Annotated in this window: 11 protein-coding genes and 4 pseudogenes; 5 read left to right on the top strand and 10 right to left on the bottom strand. The window is 60.7% G+C overall.

Annotated elements, in window-relative coordinates; translation table 11 throughout:
* From Q0071_RS15475 to Q0071_RS15465, 3 genes and pseudogenes are all read left to right on the top strand, one after another.
* Nucleotides 1-1101, top strand: a complete 1101-nt coding sequence (locus tag Q0071_RS15475; protein ID WP_052209044.1) for an efflux RND transporter periplasmic adaptor subunit — start codon at nucleotides 1-3, stop codon at nucleotides 1099-1101.
* A complete protein-coding gene (locus Q0071_RS15470; RefSeq protein ID WP_040110218.1) occupies nucleotides 1098-4379 on the top strand; it encodes an efflux RND transporter permease subunit in 3282 nt (1093 codons plus the stop codon). The genes Q0071_RS15475 and Q0071_RS15470 overlap by 4 nt, the downstream gene beginning before the upstream one ends.
* 142 nt (nucleotides 4380-4521) lie before the next feature.
* Nucleotides 4522-4734: pseudogene (locus Q0071_RS15465) on the top strand (IS630 family transposase); the annotation flags it as partial.
* Between the two features lie 5 nt (nucleotides 4735-4739).
* Here Q0071_RS15465 and Q0071_RS15460 read toward each other — a convergent pair.
* The 8 genes and pseudogenes from Q0071_RS15460 to Q0071_RS15425 form a co-directional block, all read right to left on the bottom strand.
* Nucleotides 4740-6398 (bottom strand): long-chain-fatty-acid--CoA ligase, encoded by a 1659-nt coding sequence (locus Q0071_RS15460; RefSeq protein WP_040110217.1) that lies wholly within the window; start codon nucleotides 6396-6398, stop codon nucleotides 4740-4742.
* Between the two features lie 65 nt (nucleotides 6399-6463).
* Nucleotides 6464-8224 (bottom strand): acyl-CoA dehydrogenase C-terminal domain-containing protein, encoded by a 1761-nt coding sequence (locus tag Q0071_RS15455; RefSeq protein ID WP_040110216.1) that lies wholly within the window; start codon nucleotides 8222-8224, stop codon nucleotides 6464-6466.
* Nucleotides 8225-8467: 243 nt separating this feature from the next.
* A complete protein-coding gene (locus tag Q0071_RS15450; RefSeq protein WP_052209043.1) occupies nucleotides 8468-9154 on the bottom strand; it encodes an OmpW family outer membrane protein in 687 nt (228 codons plus the stop codon).
* 84 nt (nucleotides 9155-9238) lie between these two features.
* Nucleotides 9239-10903, bottom strand: a complete 1665-nt coding sequence (locus tag Q0071_RS15445; RefSeq protein WP_052209042.1) for a choline dehydrogenase — start codon at nucleotides 10901-10903, stop codon at nucleotides 9239-9241.
* Nucleotides 10904-10949: 46 nt separating this feature from the next.
* Entirely contained in the window at nucleotides 10950-12404 is a 1455-nt protein-coding gene (locus tag Q0071_RS15440; RefSeq protein ID WP_040110215.1) for an aldehyde dehydrogenase family protein, read from the bottom strand.
* A 57-nt stretch (nucleotides 12405-12461) separates the two neighbouring features.
* Entirely contained in the window at nucleotides 12462-12653 is a 192-nt protein-coding gene (locus tag Q0071_RS15435) for a rubredoxin (RefSeq protein ID WP_202189424.1), read from the bottom strand.
* Between the two features lie 36 nt (nucleotides 12654-12689).
* Nucleotides 12690-12839, bottom strand: a pseudogene (locus Q0071_RS15430) (rubredoxin); the annotation flags it as partial.
* A 162-nt stretch (nucleotides 12840-13001) separates the two neighbouring features.
* Nucleotides 13002-14198 (bottom strand): alkane 1-monooxygenase, encoded by a 1197-nt coding sequence (locus Q0071_RS15425; RefSeq protein ID WP_202189423.1) that lies wholly within the window; start codon nucleotides 14196-14198, stop codon nucleotides 13002-13004.
* Between Q0071_RS15425 and Q0071_RS15420 the strand changes: the two genes are divergently transcribed.
* Together Q0071_RS15420 and Q0071_RS15415 are read left to right on the top strand one after the other, a co-directional pair.
* Nucleotides 14197-15633: an FAD-dependent oxidoreductase gene (locus tag Q0071_RS15420; protein ID WP_202189422.1), complete on the top strand. Its 1437-nt coding sequence runs from the start codon at nucleotides 14197-14199 to the stop codon at nucleotides 15631-15633. The two genes, Q0071_RS15425 and Q0071_RS15420, sit on opposite strands and share 2 nt — an antisense overlap.
* Nucleotides 15634-15860: 227 nt before the next feature.
* On the top strand, nucleotides 15861-18434 hold the full coding sequence (locus Q0071_RS15415) for a LuxR C-terminal-related transcriptional regulator (protein WP_228383949.1): 2574 nt from the start codon (nucleotides 15861-15863) through the stop codon (nucleotides 18432-18434).
* Nucleotides 18435-18894: 460 nt separating this feature from the next.
* On the opposite strand, the pseudogene Q0071_RS15410 reads toward Q0071_RS15415, so the two are convergent.
* Together Q0071_RS15410 and Q0071_RS15405 are read right to left on the bottom strand one after the other, a co-directional pair.
* Nucleotides 18895-19257 (bottom strand): annotated as a pseudogene (locus Q0071_RS15410) (integrase core domain-containing protein); the annotation flags it as partial.
* Nucleotides 19258-19279: 22 nt separating this feature from the next.
* A pseudogene (locus Q0071_RS15405) lies at nucleotides 19280-19382 on the bottom strand (IS630 family transposase); the annotation flags it as partial.

The raw sequence follows: 19382 nt of genomic DNA, 5'->3' as shown, positions 1-19382 counted from the left end.
ATGGGCCGCGATTTCCCGCCGATGAAGGCGCTTGCCCTGTCACTCCCATTGCTGCTCGCAGGTTGCGGCAGCGGACACGAAGCGTCGCAATCGGCGGAACCTCCGGCGGTCGATCTTCCGGTGACGACCGCTTCTCCGGCGGCATCGATGGACGGCGCCACGGCAAGCGGCACCGTCGAAGCCGATGACCGGGCACAACTCGTCGCTCGCGCTTCGGGTACGATCCGTGCGGCAGGTCTCTACGATGGCCAGCCTGTCAGGCGCGGACAGATCCTGGCGACCATAGACGCCCGGCAAGCCGAGGCCGCGGTTCGCCGCGCACGCGCCGGGCTGGATGCGGCTCTCGCCGAGCAGCATGACGCACGTGGCGACGTCGCGCGCGATGCACCACTCGCCCAGAGCGGGGCCCTCGCAACGGATGCCTATCGCAAGGAGCAGCTCCGCAACGACGCGGCGGTGGCCGGAGTCGCCCAAGCACAGGCGGCGCTCGCCACAGCGCAAGCGGATCGCAGCTATACCTCCATCGTCAGCCCGATCGACGGTGTCGTCGTCTCCCGGCAGATTCACGACGGCGACATGGTGATGCCCGGTTCGCCGCTGGTGACCGTGGAAAGCCGGGGTCGACTATTGTTCCGCTTTGCCGCTCCCCAGGCGAGCCTCGGGCTATTCGCGCCCGGCTCGACGGTTCCGGTGCTGCTCGACGGGCGAGAGGATCGCCCCGTGACCGGCCGGGTCCGGGGCGTCGTCCCCTCGGCCGATCCCGCGACGCGGCGCTATACAGTTGAGGTCGTCCTTCCCGCCGATAGCGGGATCATGCCAGGCATGTTCGGACGTGTCCGGCTTCCTTCGGTGGGCGACCAGGGCAATAGCGGAAGCGCTGTTTCCGTCCCTGCCGCCGCGGTCGCCGATCGCGGCGGGCTGACCGGCGTGTTCGTGGTCGGCAAGGACCAGCGCGTCACCTTCCGATGGGTGCGGCTGGGCGACCCTGTTGGTGATCGTGTCGTCGTGACCTCCGGCCTCTCGACAGGCGAGCGCATCCTGGCCCGCGTCGACCCGACTGTCCGAGACGGCGCGCGCCTTGCCGACGGAGCGGCGCGATGACAGAAGCCCCGCTCAATCTCGCGGGCCGCCTCGCAAAGACGTTCATCACTTCCAAGCTGACCATCGTCTTCCTGCTCGCCTCGCTGCTGCTGGGAACGCTGGCCGTAGCGCTGACCCCGCGCGAGGAAAATCCCCAAATCGTGGTACCGGGCGCGATGGTGACAGTGGCGCTGCCTGGCGCGACTGCCGAGGAGGTGGACCGGCTGGTGGTCGCTCCACTCGAAGGCGTGCTCAGCGAAATGACCGGCGTCGATCACAGCTATGGCGTGGCCCAGCCCGGCGTCGGCATGGTGCAGGTCCAGTTCAAGGTCGGCCAGCCGCCCGAAGATTCGCTGGTCAAGCTTTACAACCGGGTGATCGCCAACCGTGGCCGGCTTCCAGCGGACGCGGGTATCCCGTTGATCCAGGCCGTCGACGCCGACGACGTGCCCATCGTCACCGTGACGCTCGCTTCCCCCACCTATGACGATTACGGACTCAAGCGACTGGCGGATTCGGTGGCCGAACGGCTTCGGAGCACGCCAGGCGTCTCGGTGGTGTCCGTCTATGGTGGCCGCAACCGCGAGATTGATGTCGCCTTCGATCCGGTCCGGCTCCAAGCCTTCTCGATATCGCTCGCCGAAGCGCGTGGAGCGTTGGCCGCCTCCGATGTAGGCCTTAACCTGTCGGGACCGGTGGAGGCGGGCAAACTCGAACGACTACGCTATGCCGGCGAACTGGGATCGGCGGCAGCGGTTCGTGACTTGGTGATCGGCGTGCGCAACGGCCGCACGATCAAGATCGGCGATGTCGCCACGGTGTCGGACGGCCCGCGCGACGAGATCATGCATCTCAGCCGCTTCGCCTTCGCGGCTGGCGACCCTCGCGCCAAGCTGGGCGAAGGCGAAATGCCCGCGGTCACCATCGCCGTGGCGAAGAAAAAGGGTGAGAATGCCGTCACCGTGTCCGAAGCCGTGGCCAACCGAGTCGAACGGATGCAGGCGAGCTTCATCCCCCGCGCGGTCCATGTCGTCACCACCCGGGACGACGGCCAGAAAGCCGACGAGGCCGTCGACGGGCTGATGGAGCATCTGGCGATCGCGCTCATCACCGTCAGCTTCATCATGCTGCTGTTCCTCGGCTGGCGCGAGGCGCTGATCGTTTCGGTGACGGTGCCCGTCATCTTCTCGATCACCCTTGGCGCCGATCTGCTTGGCGGGGTGACGATCAACCGCATCACTCTGTTCGCGCTGATCCTGGCGCTGGGCTTGCTGGTCGATGCGTCGATCGTCGTCATCGAGAACATCCACCGCCATTATCATGGCCACTCTACGGCCGCGAAGGAGGACGTGACCGTCCTCGCCACCAACGAAATCGGCGGCGCCACCAATCTCGCGACCTTTGCCGTGATGCTGGTGTTCGCGGCGCTGCTGCTCGTGACCGGCATGGCTGGCGATTATTTCTACCCCATCGCCTACAATGTCCCGATCGCGATGCTCGCCTCCATCGTCGTCGCCTATATCGTCACCCCATGGGCGGCGAACCGCTGGGTCAAGCGACCGGCTCCGACCGGCGGCATATTGGATGATGGAAGCGAGGCAGAATCAGAGGCAAACACCCATGAGGAGCGCAAGCCCGACAAGTTGCGGGACGTCTATCTCTGGCTGATCAAGCCGTTGCAGGAGCGTTCGAGCGCGCGCCGGGCCCTGATGATCGGTGCAATCCTCGCTCTGCTCCTATCGGCGGCGCAAGGCGGTTGGCAGTTCATCCGCCCATCCGGCGTGGGCGGGCCAGTGCCCCCGCTCGGCGTCGCCATGGGCTTTCTGCCCAAGGACAACAAGAACACCTTCAACATCGTCATCACCATGGTCGAAGCCAGCCCGGTCGAAAACACGGCCAGGATGGTCCATGAGATCGACGGACTTCTTGCCGCTGATCCGCTGGTGACGAACTATCAGAACTGGATCGGACAGGCCGGCGTCCCGGATTTCAATGGGCTGATGCAGGGCAGCTCGCTTCGAACGGGCGAGAATGTCGCCGAAATCCGCGTCAACCTTGTGGACAAGCAACATCGTTCGGAAAGTTCGATCATGCTTGTTCGCGAGTTGCGCACGAAGGTCGATGCCATCCGTGCCCGTTATCCGGGCGCCCAGGTGAGGCTGGTCGAAGATCCGCCGGGGCCGCCTGTGCGCGCCACGGTATTGGCGGAGTTACACGGCGAGGATCTGGTAGGCCTGCGTCGACTGGCTAAACAGGTCGAAGCCGAGTTTGCCAAGACCTACGACATGGTCGATATCTCAAACAGCGAGCCCACCGACGTGGCGCAATGGCGCTTCGTGCCAGACCGTGAAAAAGCGGCACTTTCCGGCGTATCGGCCGCGGATATCGCTAATGTCCTGGGCCTCGTCTACGATGGTCAGGTAGTCGGGCGCGCGCATATCGATCCTGAGCGCAATCCCGTTCCGATCCGGGCCTATGTGCCGCGAGCAGAGCAGCCTGCGCCGTCCCAACTCGAGGGTCTCTATGTGACCGGTCGGGAGGGACGTCAGATTCCGTTGGCCGAACTCGTCCGACGCACTCCGACCGAGGCCGACAAGCCGATCCAGCGTAAGGACAATGAGCGCGTGATCTTCATCGGGGGAGAACTCTCGCACAGCGTGCCGGTCTATGCCGTGCTCGATCTTAACCGCCGCTTGTCCAGGATGCACGCGCCCGACGGCCAGCCACTCGCCATCGGTAATCTCAGCCTCAGCGAGGCCGCGCCTGATATCATCAACGGCTACCAACTTCTTTGGAATGGTGAAATGCGCATGACGCTCGATATCTACCGCGACATGCTGATGGCGCTCGGCGCTGCGCTGACCGCAGTCTATTTCCTGCTCGTCGCCTATTACAAGTCGTTCCTCATTCCGCTGATCGCGATGTCCGCTGTGCCACTCGGGATCATTGGTATCTTTCCGGGGCACTGGCTGCTGGGTACCGACTTCTCCGCGACCTCGATCGTCGGCATCATCGCACTCTCCGGCGTGGTGATCCGTAACTCGCTGCTCATTATCGACTTCATTCAGGACAACCAGAAGCATGGCATGCCTCTCGCGGAGGCTGCCCGCATGGCCGGCGCCGTGCGCCTGCGCCCGATCCTGCTGACTACGCTTGCCATTGTGCTGGGCTCGGCCATCATGCTTCCCGACCCCGTGTTCGGCGGCCTCGCCATCTCGCTTATCTTCGGTACGCTTGCCTCGACCGCGCTCACCATCTTTGTCGTACCCCTTCTTTACGAGAGGTTCTTGCGGATATGAAGCACCCCGGATCTTCGATGGCGCGTCGTCACCGGCAAATCCGGCAATTGATACGAACTGACCACCAAGCGCTCGGATTGAGGGAGACACTGACTGGCCTGCGGCCGGGTTGGTGGAAACCGGGATAGGATTTGCTAACGTTTGCTCATGGCTCAATGCTGTCGAACGCTTCTATGCCAAGCTCACCCGACGGCGGTTGAAAAACGGCATATTCCACTCCGTCGTCGATCTGCAGGACGCCATCAACTGTTTTATCTCGGAACAACACCTATGACCCGCACCCCTTCGTCTAGAAAGCCGATTCCGATCAAACATCGCCGCCGTCAGGCGCGGACACCAAACGTTGCAAGTAATCCGTTCTCATGTTCGCCACTCCGAGGAAAAGGTACGAGGGTCTTCCAATACAATTTGCCGGATGTCCTTTTTGGAGAGCTTGCCGGTGGCGGTGTGCGGCAGTTCGTCAACGATGATAAGATCATCCGGCACGCACCACTTGGAGGTCTTGCCCTTGTAATGGGCACGCATTTCGGCACGGCTAAATTCGGCACCGGGCTTCAGCACTGCCACCAGCACCGGGCGCTCTCCCCAACGGGTGTCCGGCCGGGCGACGATGGCCGCCTCCTTTATGGCTGGGTGAGCTTGGGCGATGTTTTCCAGATCGATTGAGGAGATCCACTCGCCACCGGATTTCACAACGTCCTTGGTGCGGTCGACAATCTGGATGAAACCGTCCTTGTCTATGGTCACCACGTCGCCGGTGTCGAACCAGCCTGGATACTGCTCGTGGGCGGAGCCAGCGGCGGCGTTGAAATAGGCCGCGGCCACCCACGGTCCACGCACCAGCATCGAGCCGAAGCTCCTGCCATCGTGCGTCACCTCGCGCCCTTCGCCGCCGACCACACGGAACTCCATGCCGAACACCGGCCGGCCCTGCTTGCATTCCAGCGCCAAACGATCCTCTGCGGGCAGGAGACGGTGCTTGGGCTTCAGCGCCGCGGAAAGGCCCAGAGGGCTGGTCTCCGTCATGCCCCAGGCCTGTCGCACCTCCACCCCCTTGTGGTGAAATCGACTGATCATGATGGCTGGTACCGCCGACCCGCCGATGATCACCCGCTTGAGAGAGGTAAACTCTTTGGCGTGGCCGTCCATCCAATCCAAGAGGCCGAGCCACACGGTGGGCACGCCGGCGGTGGACGAGACGCCCTCCGCCTCGAACAATGCGTACAGGCTCGCCCCGTCGAGCCGCGCGCCGGGCAGTACCAGCTTGGCGCCCACCATGGGCACTGCAAAGGGCAGGCCCCATGCATTTACATGGAACATGGGGACGATGGGGCACACCACGTCATTGGCAGAGAGCCCCAGCGCATCCGGCGCAGTGATGGCCATAGCGTGCAGCACGCTGGAGCGGTGGGAATAGAGCACGCCCTTGGGGTCACCCGTGGTGCCCGAGGTGTAGCACAGGCCGGAGGCAGTGTTCTCGTCGAAGCTTGGCCAGTCGAAGCTGTCCTGCTCGCCGTCGATGAGGGTCTCGTAGCACTTCAGGTCTGGCAGCTTCTGCGCGAGGATGTCGGATTCAGGCATGTGCGCTGTGTCTGTCATCGCCACCACCGCCTTCAGGCCATTCAACTGGTCCGCCAGTTCCTCGATGACGGGCAGGAAGGTGAGGTCGAAGAACAGCACGCTGTCACCAGCATGCTCGATGATGTAGGCTATCTGCTCGCGGAATAGCCGTGGGTTGATGGTGTGGCACACGAAGCCGGACCCGGACACGCTGTAATACAGTTCCATGTGCCGATAGTCGTTCCACGCCAGCGTGCCGACGCGGTCTCCGGTCTCCAGACCCATGCGCGCGAGCGCACTCGCGAGCTGTCGGCTGCGCCGGGCGAGGTCCGCGTAGGTGTAGCGGTGGAGGCCGCCTTCCATCGTGGCGGATACGACTTCGGCGTCACCGTGATACGCCTCAGCATGCCTCAGTATCCCTGACACCAGCAGCGGCACGTCCATCATGGTTCCGAGCATTGTTTCCCTCCGATTATTTGGTGCTTGTGCGTGGGTTCCGGGCGTCGGTCGTCTCGGCCAGATCTTCAAAAGGCGTCGGCGTCGAGCGCCATGAGCGAGGACGCGCCGCTGGCGAGTGCGGCTTCCAGGCCGAGCGTCTGCGGCAGCATGCGCTCTACGAAGAAGCGGGCAAGGGCGGTCTTGCGCACTTCCACAGCCGTCGCCTCGTCCAGGGCCGGCACGGCGGCGGCCATGCGCACCCACATCCAGCCGAAGGAGACGAGAGCGAACAGGCGCAGATAGTCAGTGGCCGCCGCACCCAGTTCCGCTCCACCGCCACTCCCGGCGAGGCGCTGCGTCACCCGCTCCAGCCGCGCCAGGGCTTGCGCCACGGGCGCCACCAGCCCTTCACCGGCGGTTGGCAGCGCGGCGTCGAGTTCTGCGCGGATCAGGGCGAAGAAGCGTTGGGTCAGCGTGCCGCCGTCGAGGGCGAGCTTGCGTCCCACGAGGTCCATGGCCTGAACGCCATTGGTGCCTTCGTAGATCTGGGCGATGCGGGCATCGCGCACATACTGCTCCATTCCCCATTCGCGGATGTAGCCGTGCCCCCCCAGCACCTGCTGGGAGGCCACCGCGGTCTCGAAGCCGAAATCGGTGAAGGCGGCCTTTACCACCGGCGTCATGAGCGCCACGAGGAGGTCAGCCTCCTTTCGCACTGCGGCATCCGTATGGCGGTCGGCGATATCCATCTGCAGCGCCGTCCATATCGCGAGGGCGCGCGCGCCTTCGGCGAAGGCGCGCCCCGACAGCAGCATCTTGCGCACGTCGGGATGGTCGATAATTGCCACTGGGCCTGGCGTGCCGTCGCTGCCGCCGCCCTGCAGGCGCTCCTTGGCATAGGCGACGGCCTTCTGATTGGCTGCTTCGGCGATGCCGAGGCCCTGGATGCCGACGAACAGCCGTTCCGCGTTCATCATAGTGAACATGGCATTCAGTCCGCGGCCCGGCTGTCCCACCAGCCAGCCGGTAGCGCCATCATAGTTCATCAAACAGGTGGGCTGCGCATGAATGCCCATCTTGCGCTCCAGTGCACCGACGCTCATGGAATTGCGTGCACCAAGGCTGCCGTCGGCATTCACCAGGAATTTCGGGGCGAGGAACAGGCTGATGCCTTTCACGCCCTTGGGCGCGTCCGGCAGGCGGGCAAGCACCAGATGGACGATGTTGCCGCCGAAATCCTGATCGCCGGAGGAAATGAAAATCTTCGTGCCGGTGATAGCGAAGGAGCCGTCAGCGTTCGGCACGGCCCGGGTCGAAAGCAAGCCAAGGTCGGTTCCGGCGGAGGACTCCGTCAGCGCCATGGCGCCAGTCCACTCGCCGGAGATCATCTTCGGCAGGAAGGCTGCCTTCAATTCCGCTGAAGCATGATGGCCGATGGCTTCTGCCGCCCCGCGGGTGAGGCCGGGAAACAGTCCGAAGGACAGGTTGGCCGAGGACAATATCTCGTCGAGCAGAATCTGTAGCACCCGCGGCAGACCCTGGCCACCATAGGCAGGGTCGCCCGAGAGCGAGCACCAGCCAGCCTCCGCGAAAGCGAGGTAAGCGGCAGCAACGCCGCTGGGGGTGGTGACGACACCGTTTTCGAGCGTGCAGCCCTCCTCGTCACCTGGGCGGTTCAGCGGCTCCAGTACACTGGTTGCGAACTTGCCAGCCTCCTCCATAATAGTGACGGCGAGCTCTGTATTCACCTCCTCATAGCCAGGTAGGCTGGCCATGATCGCGTCGAAGCCGAACACCCGCCGCAGCAGGAAGGAGATATCCGCGACGGGAGCGGTATAAATAGTCATAGTATCATTCTCGGAAGATCAGTTTCGCAGGGGCTTGCCGGGGCGAGCACAAATCAAATCTTAAAGGTGACGGCCTGTGCCTCCTCACCCAGACCATTGACAACCCCCTTAGATCGACTAGGCAACAATTCCACCATCGTCATTTTACTCCGTCATATGTTGAATGACCTGCGGGATACGCAATGGGCGGTGCATCATTAGGGTCAACATATAGTTTTCCATGCGATGTATTCGAATATATATTCAAAAACGAAGGGTAACCCCAACGCTCGTCAGAATGGGATCGATGTCGAGCCGGGTCAGCGCGGGCGCTCCACCTAGCGAACCTGACGCGTGCGTGGAGAATGGAACATACCGAACGTCAGCGTTCAGCATCCATGATTTATTGAGTTCGTACCGAACGCCCAATTGCCCAGTCGGCGCCCAACTGTCGCGGATGTTGAAATCGCTCAATGCTCCGTCGTGCTTGTTGAAGAACAGGACACGGCCGACGCCTACTCCCACATAGGGATGAAGCTTGCCCTGGCTATTGAAATGATACTGAGCCGAAAGGATTACTGGTCCATAATGGACCTTGGCCAGTGTCCCGAGCGGTCCGATGCTGCCGGTGCCGTCGATTTCGGCAGGTGCGGGCACCCCCAAAAACACATTGGCGGCGATGTTCGGCGTAAAAAAATACCCGACGTCCAGAGTCGGCGTAGTCGCGTTTCCAATTCGCACGTTAGAGCCGGGTAGAGGTGCGCCCGCCAGAGTGATGTTCGGGGCGTTCTCATCCACAAAAACCTCGGTCGCATTCACAGTGACAGCCCATCGCTTCAGTTTCGGCGAGTCCTGCGCGGAAGCGGGCGTGGCAAGAACGGCACTCAGTAGGAACAATGCTCCGGCAAGCGGCAAAGCCGTTGGATCCGCAGGCTTACGAATGAAGGTCATGTTATTCTCCTCTCCTTGTGATGCGCCGCCACTGCAGGACGTCGTCTGTAATTTGTCGGCCAGATCAGCCGTCGGAATGCCCGTTCATCCGACCTGACTTCGCTGCCTGGCACCTAGCGATACGGTGGAGGATGATCCCTCCTCCGTGCCCGCCATGAGCCTTGTTTTCCCGAGAATGAGTTCGGCGGCCCGTTCCGCGATCATCATCGTTGGCGCGTTGGTGTTCCCGGCGACGAGGGTGGGCATGATGGAGGCATCGACGACACGAAGGCCCTCCACCCCGCGGACGCGCAACGCCGGATCGACGACGGAATGCGGATCTCTTCCCATCCGGCATGTCCCAACCGGGTGGTAGATCGTTTCGGCCCGATGGCGGATGTCCGCTATGACGTCAGCTTCGCTCTCGATTGACGATCCGGGAACCAGCTCGCGTTTCGAAAAGGTCGCTATCGACGGCGCCGACAGGATCTGACGCCCGATCCTTACCGCCCAGACCATCGTCTCGATGTCTTCGGGAGCCGAGAGATAGGCGGGATCGATCAAGGGATCGTCGAGCGGATTCCGGCTCTTTAGCCCGATCCGTCCCCGGCTCTTCGGCAACAGATCGCAGACATGCAACGTGTAGCCATAGCCGAAGGCGATCTGGCGGCCGTGGTCCTTCAGCAGAGTAGGAAGGAAGTGAAACTGCAGGTTCGGGCGACTTTGTGAGGGTGAGCTTTTGACGAATCCGCCGGATTCGGCAACGTTGCTCGTCAGAAACCCCCGCCTCTGGAACACATAGGATAATGCGCCAGCCAGCGCTCGCGGGATGAATGATGGGGCAACCCCGATCGGCGTGCGATCGCTCGCCTCGTGCATGATCGTGATGTCGAGATGATCTTGCAGGTTTTTTCCAACCGCCGGCAGATCGACGACGACCGGAATGCCGAACACCCCTAATTCTGCCGCGTCGCCGATGCCGGAAAGCATCAGCAACTGTGGTGAATTGATCGCACCGCCCGACAGAATGACCTCGCCCCTGGTGCGCAGGTCGGTGAGCTTGTCACCCGACGCATAGGTCACCCCGACAGCTTTGCGCCCTTCCAGAATGATCCGCGTTGCCCGCGCTCCGGTTACTATTCGGAGATTAGGCCGCCCTTTTGCGCCTGACAGAAAGGCTCGGGCGGAACTCCAACGCCGCCCTTTGCGTTGCGTAACCTGGTAGAAGCCGATCCCATCCTGCGTGTCGCCATTGAAATCGGCGTTGTGCGAATACTGCGCTTCTTGCCCAGCCTCCACGAATGCTTCGCTCAGCCGGTTGACGGTCCGAAGATCGCTGACATGAAGCTCGCCATAACCGCCGTGGTGCGCGTCGGATCCGAATCGCTCGTTCGCCTCCATCGCCTTGAACAACGGAAGGACATTATCGAAGGACCAGATTGGGTCGGCCGCCTCTCCCCAGGCGTCATAGTCCTCGCGATGACCACGGATATAGACCATTGCATTGATCGAGCTTGAGCCGCCGAGTGTCTTTCCACGCGGCCAGAACAGTCTCCGGTTGCCGAGGTTGGGCTGCGGCTCAGTCTCGTAGGCCCAGTTGAGCGTCTTGCTCTTGGAAAGAAGCGCGATCCCGATGGGCATGTGGATCAGCGGGCTGCGGTCCGGCGGCCCCGCTTCGAGCAGACAGACCTTTATGTCAGGGTTTGCCGACAAGCGCTCTGCTAGCAAACAACCAGCGGATCCCCCACCCACTATGATATAATCAAACATCCATGTCTCCGATCTGTAGTGCCAAGACCACTCTCTGTCTGGGCGCTCAGCCTAGAATGCGAACCGTAATATCGATCAATCGCTTCACGGCGGGCGTGTAGGGCGGAAACAGAAGCCGCAAAACAGAGAACCTGTCCCTCAACACTGCGCGTTCGTGCGAGAATGCCTTGAAGCCGTGGAAGCCATGCGCGCTTCCGATACCGCTGTTGTTGACCCCTCCGAACGGCAGATTGGGGTGCAGGTACTGGACGACGTTCTGGTTGATACAAACACCGCCGGAACTGGTCCTTTCGATGATTGATTCCCAAGCTGGGGCATGCTTGCTGAAGATATAAAGAGCGAGCGGCTTGGGGCCGGTGTTGATTGTATCGATAACGCGGCTGATATCGTCATATTCGATCACTGGCAGAATCGGCCCGAAAATTTCTTCCCGCGAAATTGCCATTTCGGGGTCGGTCCCCCCGATCAGCGTTGGCGAGAGATATTTCTGATCCGGATCGCGGACCCCGCCTTCGAGGACCAGCGCGCCACGCGAGGTTGCATCGTCTAGCAGCGCGCTGAGGCGATCGAAATGCCGAGAATTTACGATCCGCCCGTAATCCGCACCGCATTTCTGATCGCGCTCCGTCTCCCCGTATACGCCCCGGATTTCGCGGCGGAGGGCATCGACCAGGGGCTTCGCCTGATCGCGTGCGACATAGATGTGGTCGGGTGCGATGCAGGTTTGGCCATTGTTGGAGAACTTCCCCCAGACAATCTTGCGCGCTGCATCGTCGATATCGGCTGTCGAATCGACGATCGTTGGGGATTTGCCGCCGAGTTCGAGTGTCACCGAGGTCAGGTGCTTTGCGGCTGCCGCCATCACGATCTTGCCGACCTGTGGGCTACCGGTGAAGAAAATGTGGTCGAAAGGCAGGTCGAGCAGTGCCTGCGAGACCGAGGCGTCGCCCTCGCAGACGGCAACCCGATTCGCCGGGAAGGTTTCCTCCACGATCTGCCGGATGACGGCTGATGTCGCCGGCGTCAGCTCGGACGGCTTGAGCATGACCGTATTACCGGCGGCCAAGGCGGATACCAACGGTCCAAAGGTCAGATTGACCGGATAGTTCCAGGGCGCGATGATCAGACACACGCCTCTGGGTTGGTAGCGAACCTGCGCGGTCGTGCCGAACATGCCGAGCGAGCCTCGAACGCTGTGCGGCTTCGACCAGGACTTCAGGTTCCGCCGGGCGTGGGATATCTCCTGATAGACCGGGAAGAGTTCGGTCAGCCGCACCTCAGGTTCCGGCTTCCTGAAATCAGCATCTAGCGCCCTGATGATGTCGCCTTCGCGCCGCTTGATCGCATTCTTCAGCCGCGTCAGGCTATCCAGGCGTTCCTGCAGGCCGAACCGCGCTCTGTCCCGTTCGGCTGCCTCGCGTTGACAGGCAAAAAGGGACTGAACCTCCTTCATGCCGCCGCCCGAGTCGGAAATGGCGCGCGTGAATGCTTGGATATTCATGGAGTTCCCCTCAAGCTGACGCAGCGACCAGAGCCACAGCGCGGCACCCGGCGCCCATCAGAAGTCGAGACGCTCATAATCTTCTTTCGTCGCGCCGCAGTCAGGGCAGTACCAATCCGCAGGTACATCGGACCATCGGGTTCCAGGCGGCAGACCTGTCGCCGGGTCGCCGACCGCCTCGTCATAGATGTGACCGCAGGTCACGCAGTGCCATTTCGCGAACGGTTCGGCGTCTGTTGAAGCCTCGATCGCCGTCGCACTCGCGCCCTGCGCCAGCAGAGGGATGAAGTCCGCCTTGTCGCGAACGGCGCAGTCAGGGCATGCCCAATCGTCGGGAATTTGCGCCCATGTCGTGTTGGGTGCAAAGCCCTCATGTGGGTTGCCCTTGGCTTCGTCGTAGATGTAGCCGCAGTCTGGGCATTTATATTCGGTCATCGCGCTGCTTTCTTCCTGCGTTAAGCGGTGGACGAATTCCGGAGAAAAGGCGACGCCGCCTGGGGCGCCGTCGCCAGGTCTTGCATCCAGCATCGCTACTGGGAGGAACGTCCGACCTTCTGAAGGGCGATCGAGTCGAGTCAGATCGCCTGCGGTATGAACTTATGTTACGGGAAGCCGGCTACCCTGCGATGCACCGTATTTGCGGGCGATTCGCTTTCTGCGCGCCGGATCAATCTGGATCTTGTCGATATCGCCATTGGCCCATTTGACAACGCGAGGATCCATTACTGACCGGAATATCGGCGGGATCATCGCCATGAAGAACATGCCCGGATATCCCGTGGGCAGTTCCGGCAGGCCCTTGAAGTCGCGCAGCGACTGATAGCTGCGCGTCGGATGAGCATGGTGATCGGAGTGCCGCTGAAGGTGGAAGAGGATGAGATTCGACGCGATGTGATTGCTGTTCCACGAGTGACGCGGCTGAGCGCGCTCGTACCGTCCGTCCGCCATCTTCTGGCGCAGCAGTCCGTAATGCTCGATATAGTTCGCGCTGGTGAGCTGCCACCAGCCGAAGGCGACCTGAATGGGCAGGAACACCAGCAACTTCGGATTGGGACCGAGAGCCAGAACAAGCGCGGTGTAGACTGCCAAGGTAATCATTAGCGGGGGGATGATCTCATTGTCGAGGCTCCAGACACCCTTTCCGACACGTTCCAGCCGCACTTTTTCAAGATTCCACGCGCGCAGGAACGCGCCCGGAATTTCGCGGAGCGAAAATTTGTAAATGCTCTCGCCCATGCGAGAAGTGGCGGGGTCTTCGGGAGTCGCTACGTCGCGATGATGGCCCTTGTTGTGCTCGATGAAGAAGTGCCCATAGCCAACCACGGCGAGAACGATCTTGGCCATCCAGCGGTCGAAGGGTTCCTTCTTGTGCCCGAGTTCGTGGCCAGTATTCAGCGCCAGCCCGTTGACGATCCCCAGGGAGAAAGCGAGAGCCACTACCTCCCACCACGCGATCGGCTGCGTCGTGATCCACCATGCACAGCCGATCAGCGAAGCATAGTGCACCGGAACGGTAAGCCAAGTGAGAACTCGATAATAGCGGTCTGCCTCGAGGCGGGCAACTGCCGCTTCGGGAGGATTGTTCGGATCCTTGCCGAAGAGGACGTCGAAGACCGGGATTGCGCCGTACCAGACGAACAGAGTGAATGCGTAGAAGATGCTCCATCCCGTCAGGTGGACGAGATAAAGCCCGATTAGCGGTGCTGCCGGCCAAACGACCGACAATACCCAAAGATAACGCTTCCTGTCGACATAGCGATCAGGCGCGCCGTCACTCAAAATGGTTGTGCTCATGGACATTTCCTCTCGATGCGCACGCACTTCCTGCGTCTCTAACTTTGGGCAAGTCGTGCCGCTTTGTATTCTTGGCTACTTCATCTCGTGGAACAACCCAACTAAAGTGGGGTTTTATCCCTATCCGAATTTTCTATCGAATGAGCCTGAAGATCAGAATGATCGCCCTGCCGGTCAAACCACAGCGTTTCAGGAGAGAGCATCTATGGGCCGAGCGGATGAACATGTCGTGATTCTGGGGGCGGGCCACGCGGGCGGAACGGCGGCAGCCATCCTTCGCCAGCTTGGATTCGAGGGGCTGATAACGCTCGTTGGTGAAGAATCCCTCCTTCCCTACCATCGTCCGCCGCTTTCCAAGGCTTCGCTCCGGGCCGAACCGGGTAAAGCTCCGACACTCCTGAAACCGGCCGGGTTCTACGAAGCATCCCAGATCGGCCTGCGCCTGGGTATTCGGGCGGACAAGCTGGAACGCCAATCCAGGACGGTGACACTCTCGACCGGCGAGGTTCTGCAATATGACTATCTCATCATCGCGACGGGCGCTCGCCCGATCAAGCTGCAGGTAGAGGGGTCGGACCTAGACGGGGTTATGGAATTGAGAACGGCGGGCGACGCGGAACGACTCAAAAACGCCCTGCGAGCCGGCCGGCGCCTTGCCATAGTCGGCGGCGGCTACATCGGCCTGGAGGTGGCCGCGTCCGCACGAGCGCTTGAAGCGGAAGTAACGGTGATTGAGCGCGACCTGCGGCTGCTCGCCCGCGTAGCCTGCCCAGAACTTTCCACCTTCTTTCACGAATACCATGCGAAACAGGGCGTCCACTTCGAACTGGGTGTCACCGTGTCGGGGTTCGAAGGTCATGATGGGCGTGTAAGCGGTGTGCGTCTCGACGATGGTCGAACGATCGCGTGCGATGCCGTCCTCGTCGGCGTCGGCGCCGTTCCCAATGATGAAATCGCGCGGGATGCCGGGCTGAATACAGGCGCCGGCATTTTCGTCGATCTTGAAGCGCGCACATCCGATCCCGCCATCTTCGCCATCGGCGACGTCGCCCGTCGCCCCATCCCCCACTACGCCCACGTCGCTCGTCTCGAGAGCGTGCCCAATGCACTCGAACAAGCCAGACAGGCCGCCAACGCCATTGTCGGCGGCCCCTCGTCGACCCACGAAGTCCCCTGGCAGTGGTCCGACCAATATGACATGAAACTGCAGATCGCCGGCCAGGCGACCGATGTCGACAATGTCCTTCTGCGAGGCACCCCGTGTGCCGCAGGCTTTGCGATTTTCCATTTGAAGGGCGATCGGATCCAGTGCGTCGAAGCGATCAATTCGCCACAGGATTTCCTGGTTGGTAAGCAATTCATCAGCGCGCGCACGAATATCGACCCTAGCAAGCTGAGCAATCCCGCCATCCCTTTGAAGGAGGCCGTCATCTGACCCGCCTTGCACATCGCCGGCGGAGGCGTTGCGGGGGAATGGTCACCAGCGTTCCGGCTGGGTTTGGCAGGAATGACAATCTCTGTAATATAGGAGTTCGGTTGTGCCGCTGAGAGCCGACGGAAAAGGCAGGCTAGAGCAGGAGAGGAAGTTCGACGATCATGGATGGTGTCAATGAACGGGTAGCGAGGCTCGCGTCTGGATGCCTTCCGCGCCCGCGCCTGTTCATGGCTGATGAAGCTAGACGCCGCCACCTCCTTCGCGCGCCTTCTGGCTATGGAAAGAGTGTCGCGATGGCCCAGTTCTGGGCCAATCGCCGTCAAGGCGGGGCCTATGTGGCCTGGACGTCCGCCAAGGAATGCGATTATAATCCCCGTCTGCTCGCAGAGCGCATCCATGCGCAGATAGTCGCAGCATACCGCGCCACCGGGAATGACCCTCCACCGCTTCCGGGCGCCGTTCCTCAGACGCTCCACGCTCTCGCCGCCTGGTTGCAGGAACTCATTGATCAAACGAAATCGATTATTCTCCTCTGTTTTGACGACATCGGGTTTCATCCGGATTTGACGGACGAGATCGAGGACTTCATGCTGACTGCGCCGGCTGACGTCGAGATCGTGGCAGCAACGACTGCGGGCATCGGCTTTGCGCGCATCGCCGCCCGGCGACAGCTCCGGGAAGTCGGGACGGATGCGCTCGCCTTCTCGCTTGTCGAAGCGAATGCAGTCGCGCGTGGCGAGCCCGGAATTCTCATCTCGGAACCGGACATCCATTTGCTCTGGAAACGAACACTAGGCTGGGCGGAACCACTATGCCTTTTGTTACAGGCCGCTTCAACGAATCATGCAACTGCGGGACGTCTGGTCGTCGATCGTGTTACCGGTCGCGATAGCGATCTGGATCGATATTTTCGCAGCGCCATACTCGCCAGTCTCCCGAGTGATGTGCGGGAGTTCTGCATCCGCGCCTCGATCCTTGGGGTGATCTCCGCCGACTACTTCAACCATGTTTTCAACAGGGGCGATGGGGCCTACTTCATCGAAAAGCTCTCCGCCGAACGCATGCTGCTTACCCCACAGGACCGAACACAGTTATGTTATGAATTTCACCCGCTGCTCCGCGAATTTCTCGAGCACAGGTTTGCGGTAGAGCTTCACGGCCTGAAATCGGAACTGTTCGCCCGGGCTGCTCAATGGCAGCGGGCAAGCGGTCATAGTCGCGAAAGTATCAGCCTCTATCTGCGAGCGGGCGATTTGGACGCTGCGGCCGAGGTCGCGTCAACGAGCATGATAGACATCGCGTTGCGCCAAGGCGAGGTGGATCAGATCCAGTTATGGCGGCGCAGCTTCTCCGAGGCTGTCTCTGACCCAACGATCATTGTCGGATCGGCCTGGGCGCAGATTTTCAGTCACGACCAGAAACAGGCGGCCGCGCTGCTGACGGAACTTCGCGCCCTCAGCGCCGGCCTTTCCGACGAAACGGCCCGGCGGCGGACGAAGTGGTGGTGCGATCTCGTCGCCGCGATCGGCGAAGCAACCGCGGACAATCTTGCCGAAAGCAGACGGCAATGCGAGTTATGGATAAAGTTGAATGGTGATGCTGATCTCGTCTCCAGGGGGGCAATCCTCACATGCCTGTGTTTTATTGCGGCCAGCGAACGGCGGTTTGACGACCTGGAAAAATTGAGTATTGAAGCATCCGCCGTCAACATCGTCGCCGACCATCGGTATGCGCTCGGCTGGCTTCACAGCGCGATAATCTACAGCGACATTTCGCGGGGCAATATGCAAGGCGCCGCCGAGCGCCTTAGATGTGCGCGAAACGACAACATAGCCCAGATCAATGCCACACCGTTCTCTGCCAATCTCCTGGAAATACTGGAGCTTGAACTACGATACGAGACGAACCAACTTGACGGTATCGCTTCGCGGGTTGATAATATTCTGGATTTCGTACGTCAACACGGCGTGGTCGATTTCCTCTTTTCGGCCTTTCGTACTGCGGCAGCCATCGCCAATCGCGAAGGCGACCGGAGAGTCGCCAGCGAACTCCTTTGGGAAGCGCGCCTGATCGCAAGGGAATGCACCTTCCCGCGTCTTGATGTGCTCGCGCGTCTTGCCCTGGCCAATCTACTGGTCCTGGATGGCCCCGACGAGGCCATTGCGATCTTGCCGGCGCAAAGCGAGCCTGTTTTTCAGACATCACACGGCCCATGTTTACGCGCCATGAGGTCGCTCGCGGAAGCTCGTATCGCAGCGCGAAAAGGGAAGCATCATCTGTCGAGCCGGTTAGCGAGCGCCACGTTGGATCACGCGCGTCGCAGCCAATCGAACAGGCTGGAAATTTCAGCTCTGATGTGCCTCGCAGGCGCCAATGCGGCAACAGAAAGGTTGGCGGTTGCCGAGCAACGCGTAGCGGATGCCATCGATATCGCCGCACGAAAGGGATGTTTTCGAACGTTGCTTGACGAGCGTCAATATCTGGAATTTTTAGGACCAAGCTCGATACCGCTGCTCGATCTCCTGCCAGGCGATCAGGATTTTGGCAGCCACCGCATCGAGTTAAATGATTATCCTGCCTTCACATCAAAAGAAATCAAAAATGCTATCCTTACGAGAAAGGAATTGGCAATTCTCCAGAAGATCAAAGAAGGTCTTTCAAATCGCGAGATCGCCCTAAAACACAGAATTAGCGAAGACACAGTTAAATGGCATGTCCACAACATATTTTCCAAGTTTGGAGTTAAAAATCGCGTCCAGGCGATATTATTAGCAGATAGTATGAAACTTTTTCACAAATGAACATTTCTATTCAACGCTCGCCAATTGGCTGACGGATGATTCAATCGCTCCGTATCATGGTATCGAATGATGCGGCAATCGGGGCTTTTCGGCTTATCGGACCACAAGATGATGTTGTCGGCGGATGGCGATTCGCTGGAAGTGCTGGCGCGGGTTGTTGATTTCGAGGCGTTTCGCGCGACGGTGGTTTCCGCGCTGAATTATTCGGATAGGCCCCTGTGCATTATTCGGACACAGATACACAGTTGCAGTTTTGTGTGCAGCGGCAGGTGGCTTTCGGCATCGAGGTCGAGGCGGTCGGACCAGATGACGTGCGCCCCTGATTGTTACCATTCAGAGGTAGAGTCCGGCTCCTTCTACACTACTGCCCAACCTTGGACCGTTCCGGTCTAGAGTTTTCCGCCTTGCTGATCCTACACCATTCTCAGGACCACCCGGGGTTAGAGTTTCCCGGCCTTGATCACGGTGACGGGCTGGGTGCGCCACCGGGATTTACCAGCGTGATCGGGGGCTTGTTGCCGATGGAACCATGCGGCCGATCCTCGTTGTAGTATCTGCGCCACTCCTCCAACTTTTCGCGGGCATCTGCAAACGTCAGGAACCAGTGTGTGTTCAGGCACTCCGCCCGGAACCGCCCGTTGAACGCTTCGATGTAGGCATTGTCTGTCGGCTTGCCGGGCCGGGAGAAGTCCAGCGTGACGTCGTTGGCATAGGCCCACAGGTCCAGGTCGCGGCTGATGAACTCGGAGCCCTGGTCGACCCGGATCGTCTTCGGATAGCCAACCATGGCGCAGGTCACCTCGAGGGTCTGGACGACGTCTTTGCCACGTTAGAGCGGTTTCCGTTCATTCCGGTTCATAGCCGCATGATTTGAAGTAGTTGGCGCATTCGTCTGGCTGGAAGATGTCGACGAGCCTGCCGATCAGGTCCCACAACCCGCTGACGGTT

Source organism: Novosphingobium sp. (assembly GCF_027486195.1).
GTDB lineage: Bacteria > Pseudomonadota > Alphaproteobacteria > Sphingomonadales > Sphingomonadaceae > Novosphingobium.
Note: the sequence above shows the minus strand (reverse complement) of the source record. Positions and strands in the feature narration are given on the sequence as shown.